19 protein-coding genes are annotated in these 23356 nt (G+C 71.1%); 10 read left to right on the plus strand and 9 right to left on the minus strand.

The window, feature by feature from the left end:
* The first annotated feature begins 26 nt into the window (after window positions 1-26).
* Both N1028_RS06945 and N1028_RS06950 read left to right on the plus strand, forming a co-directional pair.
* Window positions 27-1361 carry a lipopolysaccharide biosynthesis protein gene (locus tag N1028_RS06945; RefSeq protein ID WP_259526178.1) on the plus strand — a complete coding sequence of 445 codons (1335 nt, stop codon included), beginning with the start codon at window positions 27-29 and terminating at the stop codon, window positions 1359-1361.
* Window positions 1358-2203 (plus strand): glycosyltransferase, encoded by an 846-nt coding sequence (locus N1028_RS06950; protein ID WP_259526180.1) that lies wholly within the window; start codon window positions 1358-1360, stop codon window positions 2201-2203. Before N1028_RS06945 ends, N1028_RS06950 begins: the two co-directional genes overlap by 4 nt.
* On the opposite strand, the gene N1028_RS06955 is transcribed toward N1028_RS06950, so the two are convergent.
* The 4 genes from N1028_RS06955 to N1028_RS06970 are packed head-to-tail and all read right to left on the minus strand — an operon-like array spanning window position 2124 to window position 6922.
* The gene (locus N1028_RS06955; RefSeq protein ID WP_259526181.1) at window positions 2124-3008 is read right to left on the minus strand and encodes a glycosyltransferase family 2 protein; all 885 of its coding nucleotides are present in this window, start codon (window positions 3006-3008) and stop codon (window positions 2124-2126) included. The two genes, N1028_RS06950 and N1028_RS06955, sit on opposite strands and share 80 nt — an antisense overlap.
* 40 nt (window positions 3009-3048) lie before the next feature.
* Window positions 3049-4362 (minus strand): O-antigen ligase family protein, encoded by a 1314-nt coding sequence (locus N1028_RS06960; protein WP_259526183.1) that lies wholly within the window; start codon window positions 4360-4362, stop codon window positions 3049-3051.
* Window positions 4359-5714, minus strand: a complete 1356-nt coding sequence (locus tag N1028_RS06965) for an O-antigen ligase family protein (protein ID WP_259526185.1) — start codon at window positions 5712-5714, stop codon at window positions 4359-4361. Before N1028_RS06965 ends, N1028_RS06960 begins: the two co-directional genes overlap by 4 nt.
* A gap of 29 nt (window positions 5715-5743) precedes the next feature.
* The gene (locus tag N1028_RS06970; protein ID WP_259526189.1) at window positions 5744-6922 is read right to left on the minus strand and encodes an acyl-CoA dehydrogenase family protein; all 1179 of its coding nucleotides are present in this window, start codon (window positions 6920-6922) and stop codon (window positions 5744-5746) included.
* A gap of 171 nt (window positions 6923-7093) precedes the next feature.
* Between N1028_RS06970 and manA the strand changes: the two genes are divergently transcribed.
* The gene (gene manA / locus N1028_RS06975; RefSeq protein ID WP_259526190.1) at window positions 7094-8365 is read left to right on the plus strand and encodes a mannose-6-phosphate isomerase, class I; all 1272 of its coding nucleotides are present in this window, start codon (window positions 7094-7096) and stop codon (window positions 8363-8365) included.
* Window positions 8366-8438: 73 nt separating this feature from the next.
* On the plus strand, window positions 8439-9389 hold the full coding sequence (locus N1028_RS06980) for a hypothetical protein (RefSeq protein ID WP_259526191.1): 951 nt from the start codon (window positions 8439-8441) through the stop codon (window positions 9387-9389).
* 46 nt (window positions 9390-9435) lie between these two features.
* On the opposite strand, the gene N1028_RS06985 is transcribed toward N1028_RS06980, so the two are convergent.
* Window positions 9436-10392, minus strand: a complete 957-nt coding sequence (locus N1028_RS06985) for a GlxA family transcriptional regulator (RefSeq protein WP_259526192.1) — start codon at window positions 10390-10392, stop codon at window positions 9436-9438.
* 196 nt (window positions 10393-10588) lie between these two features.
* Between N1028_RS06985 and N1028_RS06990 the strand changes: the two genes are divergently transcribed.
* From N1028_RS06990 to N1028_RS07000, 3 genes are all read left to right on the plus strand, one after another.
* A complete protein-coding gene (locus N1028_RS06990; RefSeq protein ID WP_259526193.1) occupies window positions 10589-10918 on the plus strand; it encodes a WhiB family transcriptional regulator in 330 nt (109 codons plus the stop codon).
* 114 nt (window positions 10919-11032) lie between these two features.
* Window positions 11033-14827: a glycosyltransferase family 2 protein gene (locus tag N1028_RS06995; RefSeq protein ID WP_259526195.1), complete on the plus strand. Its 3795-nt coding sequence runs from the start codon at window positions 11033-11035 to the stop codon at window positions 14825-14827.
* Window positions 14817-16262, plus strand: a complete 1446-nt coding sequence (locus tag N1028_RS07000) for a DUF5719 family protein (protein WP_259526196.1) — start codon at window positions 14817-14819, stop codon at window positions 16260-16262. Before N1028_RS06995 ends, N1028_RS07000 begins: the two co-directional genes overlap by 11 nt.
* 42 nt (window positions 16263-16304) lie before the next feature.
* Here N1028_RS07000 and N1028_RS07005 read toward each other — a convergent pair whose 3' ends face one another.
* Window positions 16305-16745 carry a metallopeptidase family protein gene (locus tag N1028_RS07005; RefSeq protein ID WP_259526198.1) on the minus strand — a complete coding sequence of 147 codons (441 nt, stop codon included), beginning with the start codon at window positions 16743-16745 and terminating at the stop codon, window positions 16305-16307.
* Between the two features lie 75 nt (window positions 16746-16820).
* On the opposite strand from N1028_RS07005, the gene N1028_RS07010 reads away from it, so the two are divergent.
* Both N1028_RS07010 and ahcY read left to right on the plus strand, forming a co-directional pair.
* On the plus strand, window positions 16821-17024 hold the full coding sequence (locus N1028_RS07010) for a DUF3499 family protein (protein ID WP_259526200.1): 204 nt from the start codon (window positions 16821-16823) through the stop codon (window positions 17022-17024).
* Between the two features lie 63 nt (window positions 17025-17087).
* Entirely contained in the window at window positions 17088-18599 is a 1512-nt protein-coding gene (gene ahcY, locus N1028_RS07015) for an adenosylhomocysteinase (RefSeq protein WP_259526201.1), read from the plus strand.
* Here ahcY and N1028_RS07020 read toward each other — a convergent pair.
* Window positions 18596-19426, minus strand: coding sequence for an RDD family protein (locus N1028_RS07020; protein WP_259526202.1), 831 nt, complete (start codon window positions 19424-19426; stop codon window positions 18596-18598). The genes ahcY and N1028_RS07020 overlap by 4 nt on opposite strands.
* A gap of 17 nt (window positions 19427-19443) precedes the next feature.
* Between N1028_RS07020 and N1028_RS07025 the strand changes: the two genes are divergently transcribed.
* A complete protein-coding gene (locus tag N1028_RS07025) occupies window positions 19444-20439 on the plus strand; it encodes a stage II sporulation protein M (protein WP_259526203.1) in 996 nt (331 codons plus the stop codon).
* 327 nt (window positions 20440-20766) lie between these two features.
* Here the strand turns inward: N1028_RS07025 and N1028_RS07030 are convergent, their stop codons facing one another.
* Together N1028_RS07030 and N1028_RS07035 are read right to left on the minus strand one after the other, a co-directional pair.
* A complete protein-coding gene (locus N1028_RS07030) occupies window positions 20767-22074 on the minus strand; it encodes a DUF58 domain-containing protein (RefSeq protein WP_259526204.1) in 1308 nt (435 codons plus the stop codon).
* Window positions 22075-22288: 214 nt separating this feature from the next.
* A complete protein-coding gene (locus tag N1028_RS07035) occupies window positions 22289-23293 on the minus strand; it encodes an AAA family ATPase (RefSeq protein ID WP_259526205.1) in 1005 nt (334 codons plus the stop codon).
* Window positions 23294-23356 lie beyond the last annotated feature (63 nt).

Here is a 23356-nt window from a genome sequence, read left to right on the forward strand (position 1 = left end):
GGGAGCGAACACTATGCTTGCACCCTATGACCGATCCGAGCCAGGAGCCGACTCCACGAAGCGGCGGGCCGACGATCGGTCGCCGCTCATTCGTGGGGGTCGGGGCCGCCTCGCTCTTCTCGGCGGCGGTCGGCTTCGCCGTGCTCCTGATCGTGCCGCTCACGCTCGACAAGGCCGACACCACCGTGTTCATCGGCTTCTGGTCGATGCTGTTCGCGTTCTTCGGGATCCTCGGCGGGCTCTCGGCCGAGAGCACGAGAGCCGTGCACGTGAGCGACCGCCTCGAGCGCGCCCCCGGCGGTGGGCACGAACCCCGGATGCTCCTCGTGGGCCTCGGCGTGGGCGTGGCGGCGGGCGTGCTGCTCTGGGCCACGAGCCTGTGGTGGGGGCCACGCGTGCTCACCGAGGAGTACGCCTGGCTCGCAATGCCGCTCAGCTGCTCGATCGCGCTCTTCTCGGGCCACGCCACGATCGTGGGCGTGCTCGGCGGGCGCCTGCAGTGGAACACCTTCGCCCGGCTCGTGATCGGCGACTCGCTGCTGCGCCTCGCCCTCATCGTGGTCGCGGCCATCACCGCGGCCTTCGTGGGCGGGTTCGCGCTCGCCGCGAGCGTCTCGTCGGTGACCTGGCTGATCGGTCTGCTCTTCTCGCCCACCCTCCGGCAGGCCGCGACGGCTCGCGCCGACACCTCGCTCGGCCCGTTCCTCGCGCGGATCGGGCACGCCTGCCTCGCCTCGGGATCGAGCGCCGTGCTCGTGGTGGGCTTCCCCGTCGTGCTCGCCCTCACCTCGACCGAGGAGGTCTACGCGGCCGCCGCACCGTTGCTGCTCGCCATCACCTTCACGCGCGCGCCCCTGCTCATCCCCCTCAACGCCTACCAGGGTGTCGCCATCGCCCACTTCGTCAACAACCGCTCGGCGGGCCTCAAGGCGCTCTGGCCGGTGGCGCGGCTCATGGCCGTGATCGCCGTGGTGGGGGCCGTGCTCGGCGGGTTCCTCGGCCCCGTGCTGCTCGTGCTCGTCTACGGCGAGGGCTATGTCGTGAGCGGCTGGGTGATCGCGGGGCTCGTGATCGCGGCCGGGACGCTCGCGCTCGTCACTCTCACGGGTGCCGTCTGCCTCGCGGTCGACCGCCACCGGGCGTACTCCGCGGGCTGGATCGCGGCGACCGTCCTGGCCGTGATCGTGCTGCTGCTGCCCCTCGACATCGAGCTGCGGGCCGTGCTGGCCCTCATGATCGGGCCGCTCGCAGGTCTCGCCATCCACATCACCGCCCTGCGACGAGCCGCCAGGGAGCCGGAGGGCGGCGCCGCGACCGACGACGCCGAGAGCGCGCCCCCGAACGACGAGGAGACCCCATGACCGCGGCCGACGGCCGGGTGCGGGCGAGTGTCTGCATGGCCACCTACAACGGATCGGCCTACGTGGCCGAGCAGATCGAGTCGATCGTGGCCCAGCTCGGTCCCGACGACGAGCTCGTCATCGTCGACGACTGCTCGCCCGACGACACCGTGGCGGTGGTGGTGCAGACCATCGACAGGCTCGGGGAGTCGAGGGTGACCCTCACGAGGGCCGACTCCAACCAGGGCTACGTTCGCGCCTTCGAGGCCGCGATCAAGCGCTCCCGGGGCCGCTACGTGTTCCTCTCCGACCAGGACGACGTGTGGGCGCCCGGCCGGCACGAGCGAATGATCGAGGGCCTCCGCTCGAAGCTCGTCGTCGCGGGCAACCACTCCATCCTCGGGCGGAACGGAGCGCGGCTCTGGTACCCGCCCTTGAAGCCCCGGATGGATCGCACGCCGCTCCGAAACCTCTTCGCCGTGCTGATCGGCTACCGCCCCTACTTCGGCTGCGCCATGGGCTTCCGGCGCGAGGCGATCGAGGGCGGCATCCTGCCGATGCCCGGTTACCTGCACGAGTCGCACGACGTGTGGATCGCCATCACCGGGAACGTGCGGCGGAGCATCCGGCACCTCGACGAGGTCGTGGTCGAGCGGCGGCTGCACGACTCCAACCAGACGCCTCTCGGCATCCGCGGCCTCGGCACCATCCTGGGCGCGCGCCGCATGTTCGTGCGGCTCATCCTCGAGGCGGCCCGCCGCACCCGCGTGGCGCGCGGGGGGCTCAGCGGGAGACGACGTGGCGGAGCAGTGCCTTCCGGCCGGCCGGATCGTGGGCCCGGAGGGCGGCCGGCAGCTCGCTGAGCGCGTTGAGCCGCGAGGTGAGGTGCGCCCGGGCGGCCCGAGCCGCGCGAGGCCAGCCCGCGGCCTTCGCGCGAGCAGCGGCCTCGGCGAAGAGCGCGCGCTCCTCGGCGAACTTCGCGCCGTCGGGGCCCGTGACGGCCGAGACGCTCGCCGCGTGCCGGCGGTAGGAGAAGCACACCGTGTCATCCAGCAGCATGCCGCCGCCGTCGAAGACGATGTCGAGCATGAGCGCGAGATCCTGCACCACCTCGAAGCCCTCACGGAAGCCGTAGCGGCGGAGGTCCTCCGCCCGCCAGAGCACCGACGGGAAGTAGGCCCAGTTGCCGGTGAGCAGGCTCGTGGCGAGCTTCTCGCCCGAGAACTCGCGCGGCCCCGTGCCGCCGAACCGGATGAACCCCTTCACGCGGTCGGCGAGCGGCTCGTGCACCGCGCCCTCCGCGTCGATCACGTCGACGCCGGGTTGCACGATCGCGGCGCCGGGATGCGCGGCCACCAGCTCGCGGACGGTCGCGACATACCCGGTGTGCATGCGATCGTCGCAGCCCATGAGCACCGCACGCTCGTGCTCGATCAGCCGCACGCACTCCCGGAAGTTGCCGCCCACCCCGAGATTCACCGCGTTCCGGCGGTAGTGCACGCGGGGGTCGTCGATCGCGGCCACCCACGCCCCGGGCGCCGGGTCGGGGTAGACGTCGTCGATGACGACGAGCCGCCAGTCGGGATCGGTCTGCGCGAGCACGCTTCCGACGGCCTCGCGCAGGTGGTCGAAGCGGCCGTAGAACGGCATCATGATGTCGATCGTCACGGAGCGCTCCTCACGGCCGGCGTCATGGGATGCGCCGGCCTCACGAGTTCACCGGCACAGGGGCCACGGGCTCGTCGGCGCGCCGGAGCCTGCCGCGCCAGCTGAGATCTCGCGCGGCCTTCACCGAGCAGATCACGAGCAGCAGCCAGCCGTACTCCACCAGCACGGCGCTCTCGGCCATGGAGGTCGACACGAGCACCACGATCACGAGGGCGGTCCAGAGGAAGACGATGCTCTTGCGGGCGGCCGCGAGCACCCAGGCCCGGCCGAAGGCGAGCGCCACGAACCCCACGAAGATCACGAAGCCCACGAGTCCGGTCTGGAAGTAGACGTCGACGAAGGCGTTGAGCGCCGAGGTGTGCGAGCGGTTGCCGATCACGTCGAGAGCGAAGAACGGTGAGACGTTCGAGCGCCAGAATCCCGTCCAGCCCCAGCCCTCGAGGGCATTGAGGTCGATCAGTCGCCACAGCTCCCGCCAGATCTCGAGCCTGTAGGTGAACTCGCGGCGCTCGGAGAGGAGGGCGAGGATGCTTCCTCGGGCCAGATAGCCCACGATCAGCCCGAGCAGCGAGACGGCGAGCAGCACGAAGTGCCAGCCGCGCCGGGTCTCGGAGGCCGCCCGGCGGAGCGCCAGCAGGATGACGGTGGCGACGCCCGTGACCACGGCGACCCCGAGCGTGACCGGTGACCCGGAGAGCACGACGGCGATCACGGCGATCGCGGCGCTGTAGATGCCGATCCCGCGCCGGATCGAGCGCGTGGCGAGCTCGATCGCGAACGTGACGAGGGCGAGCATGGCCACGAAGCCGAGCATGTTGCGGGTGCCCAGGATGCCCTGCACCGGGCCGCCCGAGGCGATGCCGCCCGTGACGTTCAGGAACGGCACCGTGGTGTCGAGCAGGAGCCCGGCCAGGATCTCGACGGCGAGTGAGGCGGTGAGCACCACGCGCAGCACGTCGCCGAGCGCGCGCACCACCTGGATGAGGTCGCGTACCACGGCGATGTAGACGCCGAGGAACGCGTAGGCCAGCTGGTACAGCAGGCCGTTCAGCGTGGACGGCAGGTAGGAGCTCCAGAGCAGGGTCACCGCGCACCAGCCCACGAAGACCAGGAGCGAGATCGGAAGCAGTCCGTGCCAGTCGAGGTCGTGCCAGCGGCCCACGAACGAGAGCCCGGCGAACACGACGAGTGCCGAGACGATCGCGATGAGGCCCGGCCAGCCGATCATCGAGCGCAGCGGGAACGAGAGGAAGGCGGTGCCGAGGATCGCGAGCGTGAGCACGCGGGCGAAGCGGGTGGAGCCGAAGAACTCGAGCACTCCCACCGCCACCGGGTGCTGGGGCACCCGCGTCATCGTCGAGCGGGGCTGAGCCCGGCGGGGCGGGGCTCAGGATGCGCGCCGAGATCCTGGTCCACCTTCTGCAGGTCGAGCTTGGTCTTCACGCCGATCACGATGAGCAGCACCCAGCCGCCCTCCACGAGGATGCGGCTCTCGACGAAGCTCTGCGCCACGAGGGCGGTGAGCAGCAGGGCAGGGGCGAGCGTGACCGCCACCTGGGGGAGGGCGCGGCCCTTGCCATCGAGCGGCTCCTCCACGGCGAACCACCACGAGCGGTGCCAGGCGCCCAGCACGAACGCGACGAAGAGCACGAGGCCCACGACGCCCAGCTGCAGCCACACGTCGAGCCAGGCGTTGTGCGCCTGCAGGTAGGTGACGCCCTTCCGCACCGCGAGGTCGTCGAACGGCTCGACCCAGGGCACCCAGTAGCTCACCCAGCCCCAGCCGAAGGCCGGGCGCTCGGCGGCGAGGCCCGCGACCGAGTTCCAGATGTCGAGCCGGCCCGTGAGGTCCTCCGACTTGCCGAAGAGCGAGAGCACCTGCTGCCAGAGCACTCCCACGGCCACGACGGCGAGCACGGCCACGGCGGCCGCCGCCGCGAACACCCGCGCCCGGCGGCCGGAGCGGGCGCGTCGGGCGAGCACGAGCACGCCGAAGGCCGCCGCGGTGATGACGAGGGCGCCGACGGCCGTGGCCGATCGCGTCAGGGCGAGGGTGCCGAGTGCCACGACGATCCAGGCGAGGGCAGGACCCCGGCGGCGGAGCTTCTGCGCCAGCTGCACCGCGAGCACGATGAGCGCGAGCACGGCCACGAAGGCGAGCAGGTTGCGGTTGCCGACGATGCCCTGGATGGGGCCGCCGTGGAACAGATCGGCCTGCGACCAGTAGAAGGCGTTCGGCACCTTGCGGTCGCCGTAGTCGGTGAAGAACGGGAAGACCGGGGAGCGCACGAAGGCGCCCACGACGAATTCGAAGAGCAGCGAGAGGCCGAGGATCCCGTTGAGGGCCGTGCCGAGTGCCGAGAGCAGCCGGGGCCAGCTCAGAGCGGCGCAGAGGAAGAGAGCGCCGAGCGTCGTGGCGGCCTGGGCGAGGATGCCGAGCACCGTCGCTCCCGGATAGAACGACCAGGCGAGCGAGACCACGGCGAGCACCCCGAACAGCACGAGCGTGCGAGGGAGTCGCCAGAAGGCAACCGCTCCCCAGAGCCTGCGCCTGGTCATCATGACCGCGACGACGACCGTGATCGCGGCCACCAGGGCGGCGTAGCCCCACCAGCCGAGCAGGTTCCGCCACACGTCGCCCGCGAACACCGTGAACAGCACGAGCACGGAGAGCGACCGCGTGGCGGCGTCGGTCGGGTATCGCATGGGGAGAACTCTACCGAGGCCTGGCCCGCTCACACGAAGGCGGCGAACCCCGTGATGCTGCGGCCCACGATGAGCGTGTTCATCTCGCGGGTGCCCTCGTAGGAGTAGAGCGCCTCGGCGTCGGCGAAGTGCCGGGCCACGTCGTAGTCGAGCACGATGCCGTTGCCGCCGAGGGCCTCTCGGCACCACGCCACGGTCTCGCGCATGCGGGCCGTCGTGTAGGCCTTCGCGAGCGCCGAGTGCTCGTCCTTCTGCGTGCCGTCGTCGAGCATCTGCGAGACCCGCACGACCATGCCGAGGCTCGCGGTGATGTTGCCGATCGACTTCACGAGCAGATCCTGCACGAGCTGGTGGCTCGCGATCGGCTTGCCGAACTGCACGCGCTCGCGGGCGTAGCGGAGCGCGGCCTCGTAGGCGCCCACCGAGTTGCCCACGGCGGCCCAGGCCACCTCGGCGCGGGTGAGGCGCAGCACCTTCGCCGTGTCGCGGAACGAGTTCGCGTTCTGCAGCCGCAGGCTCTCCGGCACCCGCACGCCCTCGAGCGTGATGTCGGCGTTCTGAACGATGCGCAGGCTCTGCTTGTTCTCGATCTTGGTGGCCGAGTAGCCGGGGGTCGAGGTCGGCACGATGAAGCCCTTGACCTGCCCGTCCTCCGCATCCTTCGCCCAGATTACGGTGATGTCGCTGAAGGTGGCGTTGCCGATCCAGCGCTTGGAGCCGTTCAGCACCCACTCGTCGCCCTCGCGCGTGGCGGTGGTGCGAAGGCCCTGGGCCGAATCGGAGCCCGAGGTGGGCTCGGTGAGGCCGAAGGCTCCCACGATCTCGCCCGACGCCATCCTCGGCAGCCACTCCGCGCGCTGCTCGGGCGATCCGGTGACGCTGATGGAGCCCATGGCGAGGCCGTTCTGCACACCGACGAGCGTGGCGATCGAGGCGTCGACGCGAGCGAGCTCGAGCGCCACGAAACCGCGGAAGACCGCGGAGTTCTCGAACGGCCGCGTCTCGTCCCAGGCGAAGGAGAAGGCGCCGGTGCCGGCGAGCCCCTTCATGATGCCGTCGGGGTGGGTGGCCTTCTCCCAATGCCCGTTGACGACCGGCTTCACCTCCGACTCGAGGTAGCTGCGGAGCGCGGCGAGCGCTCCCTTCTCCTCGTCGGTGAGAAGGGTCTCGTAGCCGTAGAAGTCGCTGGCGAGGGGCTCGAAGGTCATGTCTGCTCCGTTGCGTTCACGCGGGACGCGTGTGATCGAGGGTGTCCGGCGAGTGAGCCTAACGAAGGTGGCCGCGCGCATCCTGGGCGCTTGGTAGTTTGTTCCAATCGCGTGCTCCACCGTGGGGGCGCCGATTGTAGCTCGCTCATAAGTCCGTGTGAGAGTGGAGACATGTTCGTTCCGATCAGCAACACCCCACGCGACTACGCCTGGGGGTCGACCACCGCCCTGCCGGAACTCCTCGGCACCCCCGTGACCGGCCGGCCGCAGGCCGAGCTGTGGCTCGGCGCTCACGCCGGCAGCCCCAGCCGCATCCTCGATCCCGACGACACCGGGGGAGCCGAGGACCTCGCCGCCTGGATCGCCGCCGACCCCGCGACGACCCTCGGCGGCGACCGCAGGGGAGACACGCTCCCGTTCCTGCTGAAGCTGCTCGCGGCGTCCGAGCCGCTCTCGCTGCAGGCGCACCCCACGCTCGAGCGCGCCCGCGCGGGCTTCGAGCGCGAGAACGCCGAGGGCGTGCCGCTCGATGCGCCCAATCGCAACTACAAGGATGCGCTGCACAAGCCCGAGATCGTCGTGGCGCTGAGCGACCGCTACGAGGCGCTCTGCGGGTTCCGGCCGCTCGCCGAGGTGCGCGAGATCATCGACCTCCTGGTGACGATCGACAACTCGCAGACCGCACCCCGCTGGGAGCTCTACGGCCCGATGGTGCACCTGCTCGAGGATTCCGGGACGGAGCGCGAGACCGACGCCGAGATCCTGCGTTCGGTCGTGGCGTGGGTGCTCTCGGGCGGCGAGGAGGTGCAGACGCTCGTAGGTCACCTCGTGCGCACCGCCGAGAAGGCGCTGCACCCCGCCCACGCCCACATGACCGACCCCTACACGCCCTCCCTCGAGACCGTCGTGATGCTGCAGGAGGAGTACCCGGGCGACCCGGGCATCATCATCTCGCTGCTGCTGAACCGCGTGGCCCTGCGGGCGGGGGAGGCGCTCTACCTGCCGGCCGGCAACATCCACGCCTACCTGCGCGGCGTGGGCATCGAGCTCATGGCGGCCTCGGACAACGTGCTGCGCGGCGGCCTCACCCCCAAGCACGTCGATGTGCCGGAACTGCTCGAGGTGCTGGAGTTCCACCCGCTCCCCGTGCCCTACCTCGTGCCCTCGCACCCGGCCGCCGGCGTCTCGGTCTTCCGGCCCGACGTCGACGACTTCGAGCTCGTGCGGGTCGAGGCGGTGTCGGGAGCCGAGCCGATCGGGCTGTCGCCTGCGGGGCCTGCGATCGTGCTCTGCCTCTCGGGAACGCTCACGGTGGCGGGCGGGGCCGACGACGCCGTGCTCGTGCGCGGCGGCGCGGTCTACGTGACGCCGGATGAGGGCCGCCTCTACTTCACCGGCGAGGGCGTGGCCTTCGTCGCGGCGCCGGGAGCGCGGAGCGAGTAGGCGCGGGTCGCCGAGGTGAATAATACTCACTTGACTGGTAGGGTCTCCGCTGACTTCAAGAGACAGGATCCCCATGGCGTTCTCCCCGGTCCGACTGGTGTCGGCCATCACATCGGCCCTGATCGTCGCGGGGGTGGGGGCGGTCGCTTCACCCCCGGCGTCGGCCCTCGGGTGCGTCCTCGGACCGAGCCTCGGCGGCGCCGCGCGGGCTGTGGGAATCAGCTGTCCGCAGATGGACGGCATCGACCTCGCGAGCGAATGGGGACGCGGTGGCAGTCCGGCGTCGAACTGCCATTTCGGTTGGGAGTCAGGCAACTATCCGCCGGACCTGCTCGACTTCCTGTCGGCGACGTCCGTGACTCGCAAGCTGGATCGTGACGAAGACGGCACCACGACCGCTTGGTCGCTCTACCGGCGGGGCGGCAAGGTCGTCGGTGGCATCCTCATCCAAACCCGACCCGATCACACCTTCTCGGTGCTCATCGATGTACGCGGCCGCAGCGGGTATCGGCTTGAGAGCGTCTATTTCGACTGCAAGACCTCGTCGGACGGGCCCATCTACCACGAGGAGGTGCCGAGTGATCCGGAGCTGCTGCCGATGCCGGGCATCGGCACTCCGGTCCCCTCGCGCCCGACTGCGCCCGTCATGGCGACCGGAGCCATGACCGTTCTCGGGACGGGCAATCACCTGCTGCGGGTCGACCTCACGAACACGGGCACTCGGGTCAACCATGGCTCGATCGGGTTCGACCTCGGCGGCTATCGGGTCGTCGGGTTCCCGACACTCCCCGCCGGGGGCGTCTGCGAGGCCGCCGACGGTCTTGTCTGCAGTGTCGAGTCGATCGCAGCAGGTTCGACGGTGTCGTTCGTGCTGCTGCTCCAGTCCGAGGGCACCCCGTCAGGGGATGTGGTCGACGTCAGCGTCGCCTCGCTCGGCCTGCGCAAGCTCTCGGCGGGCATCGGGTGGGCCCCGGTGAACAAGCGCTCGATGGTTTTCGACGACTTCGCCGTCTCGCGGCCCTGAGGCGCGGGTGCTGGTGTGAGGAGGTTCAGCGTCGGGCCACCGATGCTCAGGCGCTCAGGCGCACGGTGAACGCGCGGCGGTAGGCCGCCGGTGTGGTGTCGAGGGTCTTGGCGAAGTGGTGTCTCATCACGGCGGCCGTGCCGAATCCGCTCTCGGCCGCCACGGCGTCGAGGCCGAGGCTGCTCTCCTCGAGCAGCTGCTGTGCGCGCAGCAGGCGCTGGCGGTTGAGCCAGGCGCCCGGGGTGGTGCCGAGGTCGGCCTTGAACCGCCGGGCGAACGTGCGCGGTGACATGAGGGCGCGTCTGGCCAGCTCGTCGATGGTGAGCTCCTCCTCGAGGTGCTCCAGCATCCACTCCGTGACCTCGGCGAAGGAGTCGGTGCAGCGCTCCTTGACGGGCGCCGCGATGTACTGCGACTGGCCGCCCGCCCGCTGCGGGGGAACCACCATCCGCCGCGCCACGACGTTGGCGGCCGCGGCACCGAGCTCAATCCTGATGAGGTGCAGGCAGGCGTCGATGCCCGAGGCCGTGCCTGCGCTCGTGATGATCCTGCCGTCCTCCACGAAGAGCACGTCCGGATCGACGGAGACATCGGGGAAGTCGGCGGCGAGGCGCTCCGCGTGCATCCAGTGCGTGGTGGCGGATCGGGCGGAGAGGAGGCCGGACTTGGCGAGCGTGAAGGCGCCGCTGCAGATGCTGATGATCCAGGCGCCGCGGTCGGCGGCCTCCCGCAGCACGCGCACGACCTCCGGGTGCACGTCGGCGTCGATCACGTGCGCGGGCACCGCGATCAGGTCGGCCTCGGCCGCCTTCTCGAGCCCGTCGGCGATGAGCATGTCGTAGCCGAGGCTCGTGCGCACGGGGCCGGGCTCTGCCGTGGCGATGCTGAACTCGAACTCGGGGCCGCCGTGCTCCGAGCGATCGATGCCGAAGACCTCGCACACCACACCGAACTCGAAGGGGGCGACGCCCGGGATGGCGAGGAGGACGACCTTGGAGAGCATGCTGGCAGGATATCGATCTTCTGCGAATAATGTCCAGCAGTCGGTTTTCGCCGCAGGATCCACGCCGTGTCGCAACTCTTAAGGCAGACTTGAGGGTTTACCATTCACGACTTGACTCGAGGGAACTACACCGGTGTAATTAGGAGGCACGGGGTTGTCGGCAGGTCGCAGACTAGTTCAGAGGGTGGAGCGTGATATGGCTATGTCAGAGTATCGCTCAGGCGTTCCGGATGATTGGTTCGTCGATCCGGTTCAGCTCGGAGTCCCCGGCGTCCGCAAGCCAAGTGCCGACGACATCGAAGACAACCCGCTCGCCTGGCAGGCCGATTCGCTCTGCGCGCAGACCGATCCCGAGGCCTTCTTCCCCGAGAAGGGCGGCTCGACGCGAGACGCCAAGCGCATCTGCACCTCGTGCGAGGTCAAGGCCCAGTGCCTCGACTACGCCCTGCAGAACGACGAGCGCTTCGGCATCTGGGGCGGTCTCTCCGAGCGTGAGCGCCGCAAGCTCCGCAAGCGCGCGGTGTGAGCCGGTTCCGCGCCGCCGCTTGTGCGGCGCGGTCCTTCACACCGGATTCATAAGAAACCGGCACGCCGGTAGCGCGCCGCGACGCGGCGCAGCACGCCGGTTAGGGTCAGTGCGATGCACGCCCGAGTCACTGCCATTCTCGTCGCCTCCAACGGAGCCGACCACCTTCCGCGCACCCTAGAAGCGATCGCGGCTCAGACCCGGGCACCCGACGCCCTCGTGGTGGTGGACTGCGCGTCGACCGACGGCACGGCATCTCTCCTCGCGGCGGCGCATCCAACCCGCTTCATCTCCGAGTCGAGCAGGCTCAGCTTCGGCACGGCCATCCAGCACGCCCTCGGTGTGGCCCCGCCGCCCGCCGACCAGAACGAGTGGCTGTGGCTTCTCGCCCACGACACCGCCCCCGAGCCCGACGCCCTCGCGGCGCTGCTCGCCGCCGTCGAGGTCAACCCCTCCGTGGCTGCGGCGGGCCCCAAGCAGATGGAGTGGGCCGACGGAGACTACATCGCCGAATTCGGCGAGACGGTCACGAGTCTCGGCGCGAGCGTGCCGCTCGTCGAGACCGAGCTCGACCAGGCCCAGCACGACCGCCTGAGCGACGTGCTCGGCATGGGTGCCGCCGGGCTCATCGTGCGGCACACCGTGTGGAACGAGGTGGGCGGCTTCGATCCCGCCCTGCCGACCGCCGACAACGCCCTCGACTTCTCCATCCGCGTGCGTCTGGCCGGTCACCGCGTGATGGCGGTGCCCGCGGCTCGGGTGGCGACCGACGGCGACGGCTTCTCCGGGCCCGGGCGCTCCACCCGCGGCTCGGTGCGGCGCAAGCGCCAGACCGCCCGCCGCGCCGCGCAGCTGCACAGACGGCTCGTCTACGCGCCGCCCTTCGCCGTCGTCTTCCATTGGCTCTCGCTCGTGCCGCTCGCCATCGTGCGCTCGCTCTTCCAGCTCGTGCGCAAGCAGCCGGGCGCCATCGGGGGTGAGTTCGCCGCCGCGTTCAAGACGGCCTTCGGATCGCGCATCGGCGAGGCGCGCAAGCGCCTCAGGGCCTCGAGACGCGTGGGGTGGAAAGCCATCGCACCGCTCCGGATGCCCGGAGACGAGATCCGCCGCCGCCGGTCGTTGCAGCGTGAGATCGCGCTCACCTATCTGCGAGGCGCGCGCGACCGCATCCAGTTCATCTCCTCCGGCGGGGTCGTCACGGTGCTCGTCGCGCTCCTGGTCGGGCTCGTCGTCTTCATCCCCGTCTTCGGCGCCGCCGCCATCACGGGCGGGGGAGCGCTGCCGCTCGACCCCTCCGCCGGCGGCCTGTGGGCGCAGATCGGCACCGGATTCCGCGACCTGGGTCTCGGATTCGTGGGAGCGGCCGATCCGTTCGCCACCGTCGTCGCCGTGCTCGGCTCCCTCACCTTCTGGTCGCCGTCGCTGGCCATCGTGGGCCTCTACCTGGCCGCGCTGCCCCTCGCGGCCCTCGCGGGCTGGTTCCTCGCGGCGCACCTCACCGAGCGGCCCCTGCTGCGGAGCGTCGCCGCCGTGCTCTGGGTCGTGGCGCCGCCGTTCCTCGGCGCTCTCGACGCCGGGCAGATCGGCGCGATCCTCGCCCACCTGCTGCTGCCCTGGCTCGTGCTCGCGGTGCTCGCCGCTCCCCGCTCGTGGTCGGCGTCGGCGATGGCGTCCATCCTCTTCGCCGCCGTGCTCGCCGTCGCCCCGTCGCTCTGGCCGGCGCTCGTGGTGCTGTGGCTCGTCGCCACCATCGCGAGCCGGCGCAACGTGATGCGGCTCATCGGAATCCCGCTGCCGGCGCTCGTGCTGTTCTTCCCGCTCGTGCTCGACCAGCTCGAGCGCGGCACGCCGCTCGCCCTGCTCGCCGACCCGGGCCTCCCCGTCTGGCGCGCACCCGTTCCCGTTCTCGAGCTCGTGCTCGGGCTGCCGCAGACCGGCCTCGGCGGCTGGTCGTCGCTCGCGGCCGAAGTGGGGGTCGACTCGGGCGCGGTGCTCATCGCCGTGGCCGTGCTCACCATCCCCCTGGCCCTGCTCGCGCTCGCCGCGCTCGTGCTGCCGGGCTCCTACCGGCCCGTCTTCGCCATCGTGATCGCCATCGCGGGCTTCGTCACCGCCGTGCTGGCCGGCCAGCTCGCGCTCGCCACCTCGGGATCCGAGGCCGTGGCCGTCTGGCCGGGCTCGGGGCTCAGTCTCTACTGGCTCGGCCTCGCGGGAGCCGCCGTGTTCGGTCTCGCGGCCCTGCCACGGTTCACGGGCGTTCCCGCCGTCGTGGCCACCGTCGCCATCGCCGTCGTCGCGCTGCCGATGGGACTCGGCGTGCTGCTCGGCACCGCACAGGTCGTGCCGGGCGACGGGCGGCAGCTGCCCGCCTACGTCACCGCCGAGGCCTCCACCAATCCGCGCGTGGGCACCCTGCTGCTCGCCCCTGAGCCCGACGGTGCGCTCGGCGGCACGGTCGTGCACGGCGCCGGAGCAACCCTCTCGCAGCAGTCGACCCTCGCTTCGACCGCCGACTACGCCGCCACGGCCGGCACCCTGGAAGGCCCGGGAGCGAGCGCGGGAGAGGCGAGCAACCGCGCCGAGATCGCCGACATCGTCGGCAACGCCGCCTCCATCAGCGGTGCGGAGGTGTCGTCGCGACTGACGGCGCTCGGCATCGAGTTCGTGCTGCTGCAGCCCGCCGTGACCCGGGGTGACGACGCGCCGGGGGAGGCCGCCGAGTCCATCACGGCACGCACCACGAGCGCGCTGAACAGCAACCCGCAGTTCACCTTCATCGGCGACACCTTCGCGGGCGCGCTCTGGCAGGTCGCCGACGACGGGACCGTCGCCACGCTTCCGGCACCGAGCCCCACCAACACCGGAACACCGTTCGGGGTGCTCGTGCTCGTGCTCCAGGCCTTCGTGTTCGGCGTGGCACTGCTCCTCGCCCTGCCCGCCGGCCGGCTCCAGGTGCAGGGCAACCGTGCCGTGAGCACCACTGCCCACGTCGGCGCGGCCGACTCGGCCGAGGAGCACCTCGCCGAGGAGAAGGGCGCCGAGTCCGATGAGCGCGTGGCGGTGGGCGAAGAGCCCGAGGCCCTCGACACCGATCAGGGTGCTCCGGCTGCGACCGACCCGCGCACGGCCGACCCTCAGCACGAGCCGGTCTCCGCGCGTGATCACGCCAACGCCCGGGTGACGGATGCCGCGGCAGACGGGGTCTCCGGTCGTGAGCACGCCGCCCCAGGGCATCCGGAGCTGCCCGAGGCCGCTCCGAGCGCAGCGATCGCGGCGGCCGTGCTGGCTGCCCGCCAGCACGACGCCGAGATGGCGGAGGGCGACCCACCCGTCGAGACCGCCGCGCCTGCCGCTGCGGAGTCGTCCTCGGCCGCGGCCGAGCCCGTCGAGACCGCCGCCGGCACCTACGCCGCCGAGTACATGAACGATGAACCGGCCGTCGCCGCGGATGTCTCCGCCGAGCCGGAGATCGAGCCGGAGACCGAGCCGGCGGCGCCCGCGGAGGCGTCGACCGACACAGCTCCCTCAGCCGTCGTGCAGCCGGAGCCGCAGGTGGTCCCGGCACCCACGTCGCCGGTGTTCGTCGCCCCCGACCCCGAGCCGGCGGCCGCCCCGGCGCCGGCCCCGGCGGCCCCGCCGGCCCCCGTGGTGTTCGTGGAGCCGGAGCCGGAGCCGGAGCCCGAGCCTGGGCCGGTGCCTCAGCCCGAAGCGGCTCCCACGGACGCGCCGTCGAACGGCCCGGTCGGCGGCTACGACCCGGACGACTACGACCCCAACGACGAGACGGTCCTCAGCATCCGCGAGGCGCTCGACCGTGAGGCCGCCGAGGAGCACCGCGAGCAGGTCGAGAACCGCCCCGCCGCGCGCCCCACCCAGAACCCCGAGGAGGGATCGGACGATGCCCGCTGATCGCACGATCGTCGCCAAGGGCACGCGCGTCGCCGTCGGGATCGTCGCCGCCGCCGCACTCGTGGCCGCGGCCGGCGCCGCCGTGGTGCTGCCGCTTCCCGGTGTGAGCGCCGTGCCAGCCTCGTTCTCGATCGATCCGGCTCCCGCCGAGGAGGTCCGTGCCTGCGCAGGGCCGCTCGTGCGGCTCTCCGACGACACCGGTGCCGACGCCACCTCCATCTCGAGCGTGGGCACCACGACCGTCTACGCCGCGGCCTCCGATCCGGCGGCCGTGCTCGACGAGACCGCCCTCCTGTCGCCCGACGACGTCATCTCCAACGAGCCCACCGCGCCTGCGCGCATCGCCCTTCCGGCTGCCGCTGCCGATACCGCCGATTCCGATCTGCTCTTCGCCGCGGCCCAGTCCCAGAGCGTCTCGACTCCCGAGCTCGTGGGGCTCGCCGCCACGTCCTGCGGCGAGGCCTCTCCCGACAGCTGGCTCGTCGCCGGCTCCACCACGGTGGGCCGCACGAGCTTCGTGGTGCTCGCCAACCCGGGCGACGTCAACTCCATCGTCGACCTGGCGATCTACGGCGACGCCGGCCTCGTGGAATCGCCTGGCGCCCAGAACATCGACGTGCCCGCGCGCTCCACGCGCATCCTCTCGCTCGCGGGTCTCGCTCCGGATCTCGCCGACCCCGTCATCCACGTGGTCGCGAGCGTCGGCGCGGTCACCGCCGCCCTGCAGCACAGCGTCGTGCGGGGCCTCGAGCCCGGTGGCGTGGAGCTCGCGGGAGCCACAGCCCCGCCCGCTCCCGAGCAGACCGTCACGGGAGTGCGCGTCGCCGGCACCTCCACCATCTCGGAGCGCCTCGCCGACGCCGACTACTCCGACCTGCAGAGCGTGCTCCGCCTGTTCGTCCCCGGTTCCGAGCCGGCCTCGGTCACCATCCGCGTGACCGAGGAGCGCGACGGGGGAGCGCAGACCGAGTACCAGGTGGGGCTCACCCCAGGCGTCGTCACCGAGTTCCCGCTGCAGGACATCCCCGACGGTGTCTACACCGTCGAGGCCGGCTCCGACGTGCCGTTCGTGATGGGCGCCCGCACCTCGACCGTCGGCAACGGCGGCCTCGACTTCGCCTGGTACCAGTCGCTGCAGCCCCTCGAGGAGCGCTTCTTCGTCACGAACGCCGACGGTCCCAACTCGCGCCTGCACATCGTCAGCACCACGGGCGAGAGCGTCGAGGTCACGCTCACCGACGCCAGCGGAGTCGTGACCGAGGCCACGATCGTGCCGGGCGGCCGCTACCTGCCCCTCCGCGTGGGCGGCTCCTACACGGTCACGACCTCGGATCCGGTGCTCGCCAACGTCACCTACTTCGGTGACGGCCGCTCGTCGTCGTTCCCGATCGCGCCACCGAACCCGGCGGCGTCGGCGGTGGTCGTCTACCCGTAGGCGGCTGCTCGACACCTGGCGGCCGCTCGCCACCGGGGTGCGTCAGAAGTGCCGGAACCGGTCAGGTGCGAGATCCCACGGATCCTTGCCGAGGAGTTCCGCCACGGCCCGGAACACGCACGACTCGATGGCGAGCCGCCGGTGCACCTCCTCGTCGCGATGCAGGTGCGACATCCGCTCGATCGGCAGCCGGAACATGATGACGCGATTCTTCGTGACCGACCAGCGGTCGACGTGGTCGGGGGAGCCGAACGTGCCGAACGGCATCACCGCCACCTCGAAGCTCACGTTCGCGAGCTCGTTGGGCCACACGCTCCTGAGGTACTCGGCGGTCGAGGAGACGGTCATCTCGAACAGGTCGATGCGCGTGCGCAGGAACGGCAGATGCGGACCCGTGGCCGACGACCTCAGATCGCGCCCGTGCCGGTTGCGGGTGCGGGCCCGGATGGCGGCCGATCGCGGGGTTCTGCGCGACCTGGCCATGCGGCCCAGTCTATGCGAGCGCGACACGGCCGCGCCTGCCGGGTCGCGGGCGGGCCCGCGGGTAGGCTCGATCCGATGACGAACAGGGAATGCTCGCGGCCCTCGTGCCGCGGTGAGGCCGCCACCACCCTCACCTACGACTACGCCGATTCGATGATCGTCGTCGGTCCGTTGAGCCCCGTCTCCGAACCGCACAGCTACGACCTCTGCACGCGCCACACCGAGCGGCTGTCCGCTCCGCAGGGCTGGCAGATCATGCGGCACGTTCCCGCCGGCTGAATCGGCGGGATCGCTCCGGCCAGGCACCGGCCGCGTCACAGCAGGATCTGAGAGAATGGCGGCATGACTTTCGCTCCCGCTCTCGCCGAGACCACCGGCACCGCTCTGCCCTTCCGGGTCCGTGACCTCTCGCTCGCCGAGGCCGGCCGCCACCAGATCCGTCTCGCCGAGAACGAGATGCCCGGCCTCATGGCCCTCCGCGAGGAGTTCGGCCCCACGCAGCCCCTCGCCGGCGCCCGCATCATGGGCTCGCTGCACATGACGGTGCAGACCGCCGTGCTCATCGAGACCCTGACGGCCCTCGGCGCGCAGGTGCGCTGGGTGAGCTGCAACATCTTCTCCACGCAGGACGAGGCGGCCGCCGCCATGGTGGTCGGCCCCACGGGCACCGTCGACGAGCCCGCCGGCGTTCCCGTGTTCGCCTGGAAGGGCGAGACGCTCGAGGAGTACTGGTGGTGCACCGACCGCGCCTTCGACTGGTCGGCCGAGGCCGCCGCCGAGGCCGAGGCGGGCGTGCCGGTCGAGTGGATCGGTCCCAACATGATCCTCGACGACGGCGGCGACGCCACCCTGCTCGTGCACAAGGGCCGCGAGTTCGAGCTCGCCGGTGCGGTTCCGGATGCCACGCCCGAGGACAGCGAGGAGTACGCGGTCATCCTCGACCTGCTCCGCGCATCCGTCGCCGCGAACCCCGACCGCTTCACGCGCATCGCCGCCGAGATCAAGGGCGTCTCCGAGGAGACCACCACCGGTGTGCACCGCCTCTACGAGCTCGCCGCCGCGGGCCAGCTGCTGTTCCCCGCCATCAACGTCAACGACTCGGTGACCAAGTCGAAGTTCGACAACAAGTACGGCATCCGCCACTCGCTTCCGGATGGCCTGAACCGCGCGACCGACGTGCTGATGGGCGGCAAGGTCGCCTTCGTGGTCGGCTACGGCGACGTCGGCAAGGGCGCCGCCGAGGCGCTCAAGGGCCAGGGCGCCCGCGTGATCGTGTCGGAGGTCGACCCGATCTGCGCGCTCCAGGCCGCGATGGACGGCTTTCAGGTGGCTCGCCTCGAATCGGTCGTCGGCGAGGTCGACATCTTCGTGACCGGCACCGGCAACGTCAACGTGATCGGTGTCGACGACATCCTGAAGATGAAGCACCTCGCGATCATCGCCAACGTCGGTCACTTCGACAACGAGATCGACATGGCGGGGCTCGCCCGCGTCGCCGGCGCCGAGAAGGTCGAGATCAAGCCGCAGGTGCACGAGTGGCGACTGCCCACCGGGCGCAGCGTGCTCGTGCTCTCGGAGGGGCGCCTGATGAACCTGGGCAACGCCACAGGGCATCCGTCGTTCGTCATGAGCAACTCGTTCACCAACCAGGTTCTCGCGCAGATCGAGCTCTACGTGACTCCCGAGAACTACCCGATCGGCGTCTACGTGCTGCCGAAGCACCTCGACGAGAAGGTGGCGCGGCTCCACCTCGACGCGCTCGGTGTCGAGCTGACGACCCTCCGGCCCGAGCAGGCGGCCTACATCGGCGTCGAGGTGGACGGGCCCTACAAGGTCGACCACTACCGCTACTAGCGGTCGGGGAAGCCGTTCGGGAGTCCGTGCAGGATGGGCGCGACCGTCGCGAGGCGGTCGCGCTCGATCATGAGCGCACGGTACTCCCGGTCGCGCCGCATGGCCGCGACGCCCAGGAGGAACACGTGAGGGTGCACGTTGGGCACGGGGGAGACGTAGGGCGCCACCTCGCCCGCGAGCTCGGTGGAGAGCCGCTCACGGGTGGCGGGGGTCATGCTCGCCGACTGGGTGAGGAACTGCACCACGCGCCGTGACAGCCGATCCGGGAGCTTCGCGACGTCGGCGGTCTGCGCCCACACGGTGAGCGGCGGTGGCACCGCCACGTCGAACGGCAGGGCGGCGGGCACCCGCTCGTGCTGGCTGTAGGTTCCGGCCAGCAGATCGCCGAGGCGCTTCGAGCGGGAATTGAGCAGCGACGTCACGAAGGCGATCGAGCCGAGCGTCGCGAAGATCTCCAGGAACCCCGTGAGGCCCCGGATGACGGAGTGCCGGAGCGAGATGGCGCCGCCGTCGTCGCGCACGATACGGGCGCCGATCACGAGCTTGCCGAGGGAACGGCCGCGGGAGGCGACCTCGACCACGATCGGGAGGATCACGAGGTATCCCACGAGCATCGCCGTGAAGAGGGCCTGCGCGAGCGCGGGGTCGACGCCCTCGCCGGCGAAGAGCACTCCGAAGAAGAGGTAGATCGTGACGGCGAGCGGGATGACCGAGACGAGGAAGTCGATGGCGCCGCTCGCACTCCGCAGCAGGAAGCTCGCGGGCCGCACATCGAGGGCGACCGCCTCGCCGGTGAGGAGTTCGTCGTCGGCATTCGCCTCTGTCATGCCTATCATTTAAGCAGATGGACCTCGACGCCTACTCCGCAGCCCATCGCGACGAATGGGATCGTCTCGATGATCTCGGTCGACGGCGCGATTTCTCAGGCCGCGAGGCCGACGAGCTGATCGAGCGCTACCAGTCCGGAGCCACGCAGCTCTCGGCCATCAAGACGGTGGCGGGTTCCACGCGGCAGGGCGACCGGCTCTCGGTCTCGCTCTCGCGGGCGCGACTGCGATTCACGGGCGCGGGATCCAACATCCTGCGCCAGATCCCCACGTTCTTCGCCATCCACCTGCCGGCCGCGCTCTACCGGCTGCGCTGGCTCACGCTCGCGGTGGCGCTCGCGACGGTGCTCATCGCCGCGCTCTACGCGGTGTGGATCTCGCAGGATCCGGCGGTCATGGCGGCGATCGGCGACGACGCCGACCTCAAGAAGCTCGCCGACGAGGAGTTCGTCGACTACTACTCGGAGAACCCGGCGGCCTCGTTCACGGGCCTCGTCTGGACCAACAACGCCTGGATCGCCGCGCAGTGCATCGCCTTCGGCATCCTGGGCATCTTCGTGCCCTATGTCATCATCCAGAACGCGCAGAACCTCGGCGTCAACGCCGCCGTGATGTTCGAGTTCGGGCAGGGCGACACCTTCTTCCTCTACATCATGCCGCACGGGCTGCTCGAGCTCACCGCCATCTTCGTGGCGGCCGCGGCGGGCCTGCGCATCTTCTGGGCCTGGGTGGCACCAGGCGCCCGCACCCGGGGCCAGTCGCTCGCCGAGAACGGCCGCTCGCTCTTCACGGTGGCCGTGGGCCTCGTCTTCGTGCTCTTCATCTCGGGAGTCATCGAGGGCTTCGTCACCCCGTCCCCTTGGCCCTGGCCTGTGAAGATCGGCATCGGGGCCTTGGCGCTCCTGGCGTTCCTCGCCTACATGCTCGTCCTCGGCCGCCGCGCGGCCCGGGCCGGCCACACGGGCGACCTCGAGGAGTTCGAGGCGGGCGCGAAGCAGCTGGTGGCTGGGTAGGTACCGCGCCGGAGGTGGGTGCTAGTTCCGCGCCGCCGCCCCTGCGGCGCGGGCGACATGCGGTGCCGCCGTCGTGCGGCGTCGCTTCGCGGCGCCACCCGGCGACGGTACCGCTCCGGGTCATCGAGTAGGGCCCGTTGCGTTCGTTGTCACGCGGAACAAGCGCTGCCTAGATACGAACGCGACGGGCCGTGCTCGATGACCCAGAGTGTCGGCGCGGCCGCGGAGCGACCGCACCGGCACATGTCGCGCTGCGCCGGGCGGGGACCGGCGCAGCCTGGCGGAGCCGCGCGCAGCACGGCCCCGCCAGCAACCAGCACAGCGAACTCATAACCTTCCGGCCGCCTTCAGCGCCAGGTACCGGTCCGCGAGCGCCGGCGGCAGGTCGGCCGGGGCCGCCGTGAGGACGTCGGCGCCGTAGCGCTTGAGGACGGTGGTGACGCGGGCCACGTCGAGGAGGGCGCGCTCGGAGGCGGCCGCGCGGTAGACCTCCTCGCGGTCGCCGCGGCGGAGCACGCCCGCCGCGACGTCGGGGTCGGTCACCGAGGTCACCACGACCGTGTGGTTGCGGGTGAGCTGCGGCACGATGGCCATCAGCTCGCGCGAGATGCCGGGGGAGTCGATGGCGGTGGCGAGCACCACGAGCGAGCGCTGCGTGGTGACCTGGCGCACGAGGCCGGGCACGGCCGTCCAGTCCATCTCGATCAGGTCGGGCTCCACGGGTGCCATGGAATCGACCATGCGCGAGAGCAGTTCGGGGCCGGATGCGCCGTGAACGCGGCCGCGCAGCCGCCGGTCGTACATCACCAGGTCGACCCGATCGCCCGCCCGCGTGGCGAGGGCGGCGAGCAGCAGCGCGCTCTCGAACGCGGTGTCGATGCGTGGTTCGTCGTCGATCCTCGCCGCCTGGGTGCGGCCGGTGTCGATCACGATCACCACCCGCCGGTCTCGCTCGGGGCGCCAGGTGCGCACCATCACGTCGGAGTGCCGGGCGGTGGCCCGCCAGTCGATCGAGCGCACGTCGTCGCCTCGCACGTACTCGCGCAGGCTGTCGAACTCGGTGCCCTGCCCGCGGACCATGACGCTCGTGCGCCCGTCGAGCTCCCGCAACCGCGCGAGCCGCGATGGCAGGTGCCTGCGGGAGTTGAACGGCGGCAGCACCCTGATGCGCCCCTCAGCGCGGAGAGTCGTCTGCCGTGCAGCGAGCCCGAGAGGCCCGAAGGAGCGCACGGTGACGCGCTCGGTGCGCCGCTCGCCGCGGCGAAAGGGCGTGAGCCCGATCGTCACGGCCCGCCGCTCCCCGCCCGGGATCGCGACACGTGAGCGCGTGGTCGACGCACCCGCCGACGGCTGCCACGCATCACGCACCACGCCGCGCAGCATCCGCGACCCCGTGTTGGTGAGATAGAGCGTGCTCGTGACGGTCTCTCCGAGCCGCACCCGCGCAGGCAGCACCCGCTCGACCGCAAGCGCCCGGGGCGAAGCCGCCACGACCAGATCCACGACGACGAGCACCACCACGAGCCCCACCCACCCCAGCAGCGCCCCGAAAGCCTCCCCGTAGAGCTCCCCCAGAAGCACCACGGGCACGACCCCCACCGCCAGCAGCCCCACGAACCTCCCCGACAGCGTCATGGCGCCCCCCACCCCCGAAGCGGCTGGACAGACACAACCGCTCCACGCATCTCAACGTCCCGACCCCGACCCCACGCAACGGGGCCTACTCGCCGACCCAGGGTGAGGCCCCGGCCGCGCCAGCGACCGGAGCCGAACATGTCCCCTCGCGCCGGGCAGGGACCGGCGCGACCGCCAGACACCCGTCGCCGAAGGCGACAGGTTTCTGGCGCAATCAAATCGGCACCCGCACCTGCGTCAGTATCGACCGCAGGATCGAATCGACCGAGACCCCTTCGAGCTCGGCCTCGGGCCGCAGCTGGATGCGGTGGCGGAGCACGGGCAGCACCATCGCCTGCACGTGGTCGGGGGTGATGCCGGGCGAACCGTTCAGCCACGCCCAGGCCTTCGCCGCGGCGAGCAGCGCGGTGGAGCCACGGGGGCTCACACCGAGCTTGACCGAGGGGCTCTGCCGGGTGGCCCTCGCGAGGTCGACGATGTAGGCGAGCACGTCGGGCGTGGCCTGCACGCGCTGCACGTCCTGCTGCGCGAAGGTGAGCTCGGCGGCGCTCAGCACGGGGGTGACGCCCGCGCCCACGAGGTCGCGCGGGTTGAATCCGCGGGCGTGCCGCTCGAGCACGGCCACCTCCACCTCGCGCTCGGGCAGGTCGAGCACGAGCTTCAGCAGGAACCGGTCGAGCTGGGCTTCCGGCAGCGTGTACGTGCCCTCGTACTCGATGGGGTTCTGCGTGGCGGCCACGAGGAACGGATCGGGCAGGGCCCGGGTGATGCCGTCGGCGCTCACCTGCCGCTCCTCCATGGCTTCGAGCAGCGCCGATTGCGTCTTCGGCGGAGTGCGGTTGATCTCGTCGGCGAGCAGGATGTTGGTGAACACCGGGCCTTCGCGGAACGAGAACTCGCCGGCCTTCGCGTCGTAGATGAGGGAGCCGGTGATGTCGCCCGGCATCAGATCCGGGGTGAACTGCACCCGCTTGGTGTCGAGGCTGAGTGCCTGGCTGAGCGAGCGCACGAGCAGCGTCTTGGCGACACCGGGCACGCCCTCCAGCAGCACGTGCCCGCGGGCGAGCAGCGCGATGATGAGCCCCGTGACCGCGCCGTCCTGCCCCACGACGGCTTTGCCCACCTCGGTGCGCACGCGCGCGAGGCTCTGCCTCAGCTGCTCCGGCGAGGGAGACGAGGAGGCGGGCGGGGTGCCCTGGGGGGTGGTGATGTCGGTCATCCGGATGTCCTCACTGTCGCGGTGCTGTCACGGTCTGAGTAAAGGGGTCGGCGAGGCGAGGCG

This window comes from Herbiconiux oxytropis, assembly GCF_024979315.1.
Lineage (GTDB): Bacteria > Actinomycetota > Actinomycetes > Actinomycetales > Microbacteriaceae > Herbiconiux > Herbiconiux oxytropis.

What these genes read in the sequence shown, in the direction of transcription:
- N1028_RS06945 (WP_259526178.1), top strand. Translation starts at nt 27, where the DNA reads ATGACCGATCCGAGCCAGGAGCCGACTCCACGAAGCGGCGGGCCGACG.
- N1028_RS06950 (WP_259526180.1), top strand. Translation starts at nt 1,358, where the DNA reads ATGACCGCGGCCGACGGCCGGGTGCGGGCGAGTGTCTGCATGGCCACC.
- N1028_RS06960 (WP_259526183.1), bottom strand. Translation starts at nt 4,362, where the DNA reads ATGACGCGGGTGCCCCAGCACCCGGTGGCGGTGGGAGTGCTCGAGTTC.
- N1028_RS06965 (WP_259526185.1), bottom strand. Translation starts at nt 5,714, where the DNA reads ATGCGATACCCGACCGACGCCGCCACGCGGTCGCTCTCCGTGCTCGTG.
- N1028_RS06970 (WP_259526189.1), bottom strand. Translation starts at nt 6,922, where the DNA reads ATGACCTTCGAGCCCCTCGCCAGCGACTTCTACGGCTACGAGACCCTT.
- manA (WP_259526190.1), top strand. Translation starts at nt 7,094, where the DNA reads ATGTTCGTTCCGATCAGCAACACCCCACGCGACTACGCCTGGGGGTCG.
- N1028_RS06980 (WP_259526191.1), top strand. Translation starts at nt 8,439, where the DNA reads ATGGCGTTCTCCCCGGTCCGACTGGTGTCGGCCATCACATCGGCCCTG.
- N1028_RS06985 (WP_259526192.1), bottom strand. Translation starts at nt 10,392, where the DNA reads ATGCTCTCCAAGGTCGTCCTCCTCGCCATCCCGGGCGTCGCCCCCTTC.
- N1028_RS06990 (WP_259526193.1), top strand. Translation starts at nt 10,589, where the DNA reads ATGGCTATGTCAGAGTATCGCTCAGGCGTTCCGGATGATTGGTTCGTC.
- N1028_RS06995 (WP_259526195.1), top strand. Translation starts at nt 11,033, where the DNA reads ATGCACGCCCGAGTCACTGCCATTCTCGTCGCCTCCAACGGAGCCGAC.
- N1028_RS07000 (WP_259526196.1), top strand. Translation starts at nt 14,817, where the DNA reads ATGCCCGCTGATCGCACGATCGTCGCCAAGGGCACGCGCGTCGCCGTC.
- N1028_RS07005 (WP_259526198.1), bottom strand. Translation starts at nt 16,745, where the DNA reads ATGGCCAGGTCGCGCAGAACCCCGCGATCGGCCGCCATCCGGGCCCGC.
- N1028_RS07010 (WP_259526200.1), top strand. Translation starts at nt 16,821, where the DNA reads ATGACGAACAGGGAATGCTCGCGGCCCTCGTGCCGCGGTGAGGCCGCC.
- ahcY (WP_259526201.1), top strand. Translation starts at nt 17,088, where the DNA reads ATGACTTTCGCTCCCGCTCTCGCCGAGACCACCGGCACCGCTCTGCCC.
- N1028_RS07020 (WP_259526202.1), bottom strand. Translation starts at nt 19,426, where the DNA reads ATGACAGAGGCGAATGCCGACGACGAACTCCTCACCGGCGAGGCGGTC.
- N1028_RS07025 (WP_259526203.1), top strand. Translation starts at nt 19,444, where the DNA reads ATGGACCTCGACGCCTACTCCGCAGCCCATCGCGACGAATGGGATCGT.
- N1028_RS07030 (WP_259526204.1), bottom strand. Translation starts at nt 22,074, where the DNA reads ATGACGCTGTCGGGGAGGTTCGTGGGGCTGCTGGCGGTGGGGGTCGTG.
- N1028_RS07035 (WP_259526205.1), bottom strand. Translation starts at nt 23,293, where the DNA reads ATGACCGACATCACCACCCCCCAGGGCACCCCGCCCGCCTCCTCGTCT.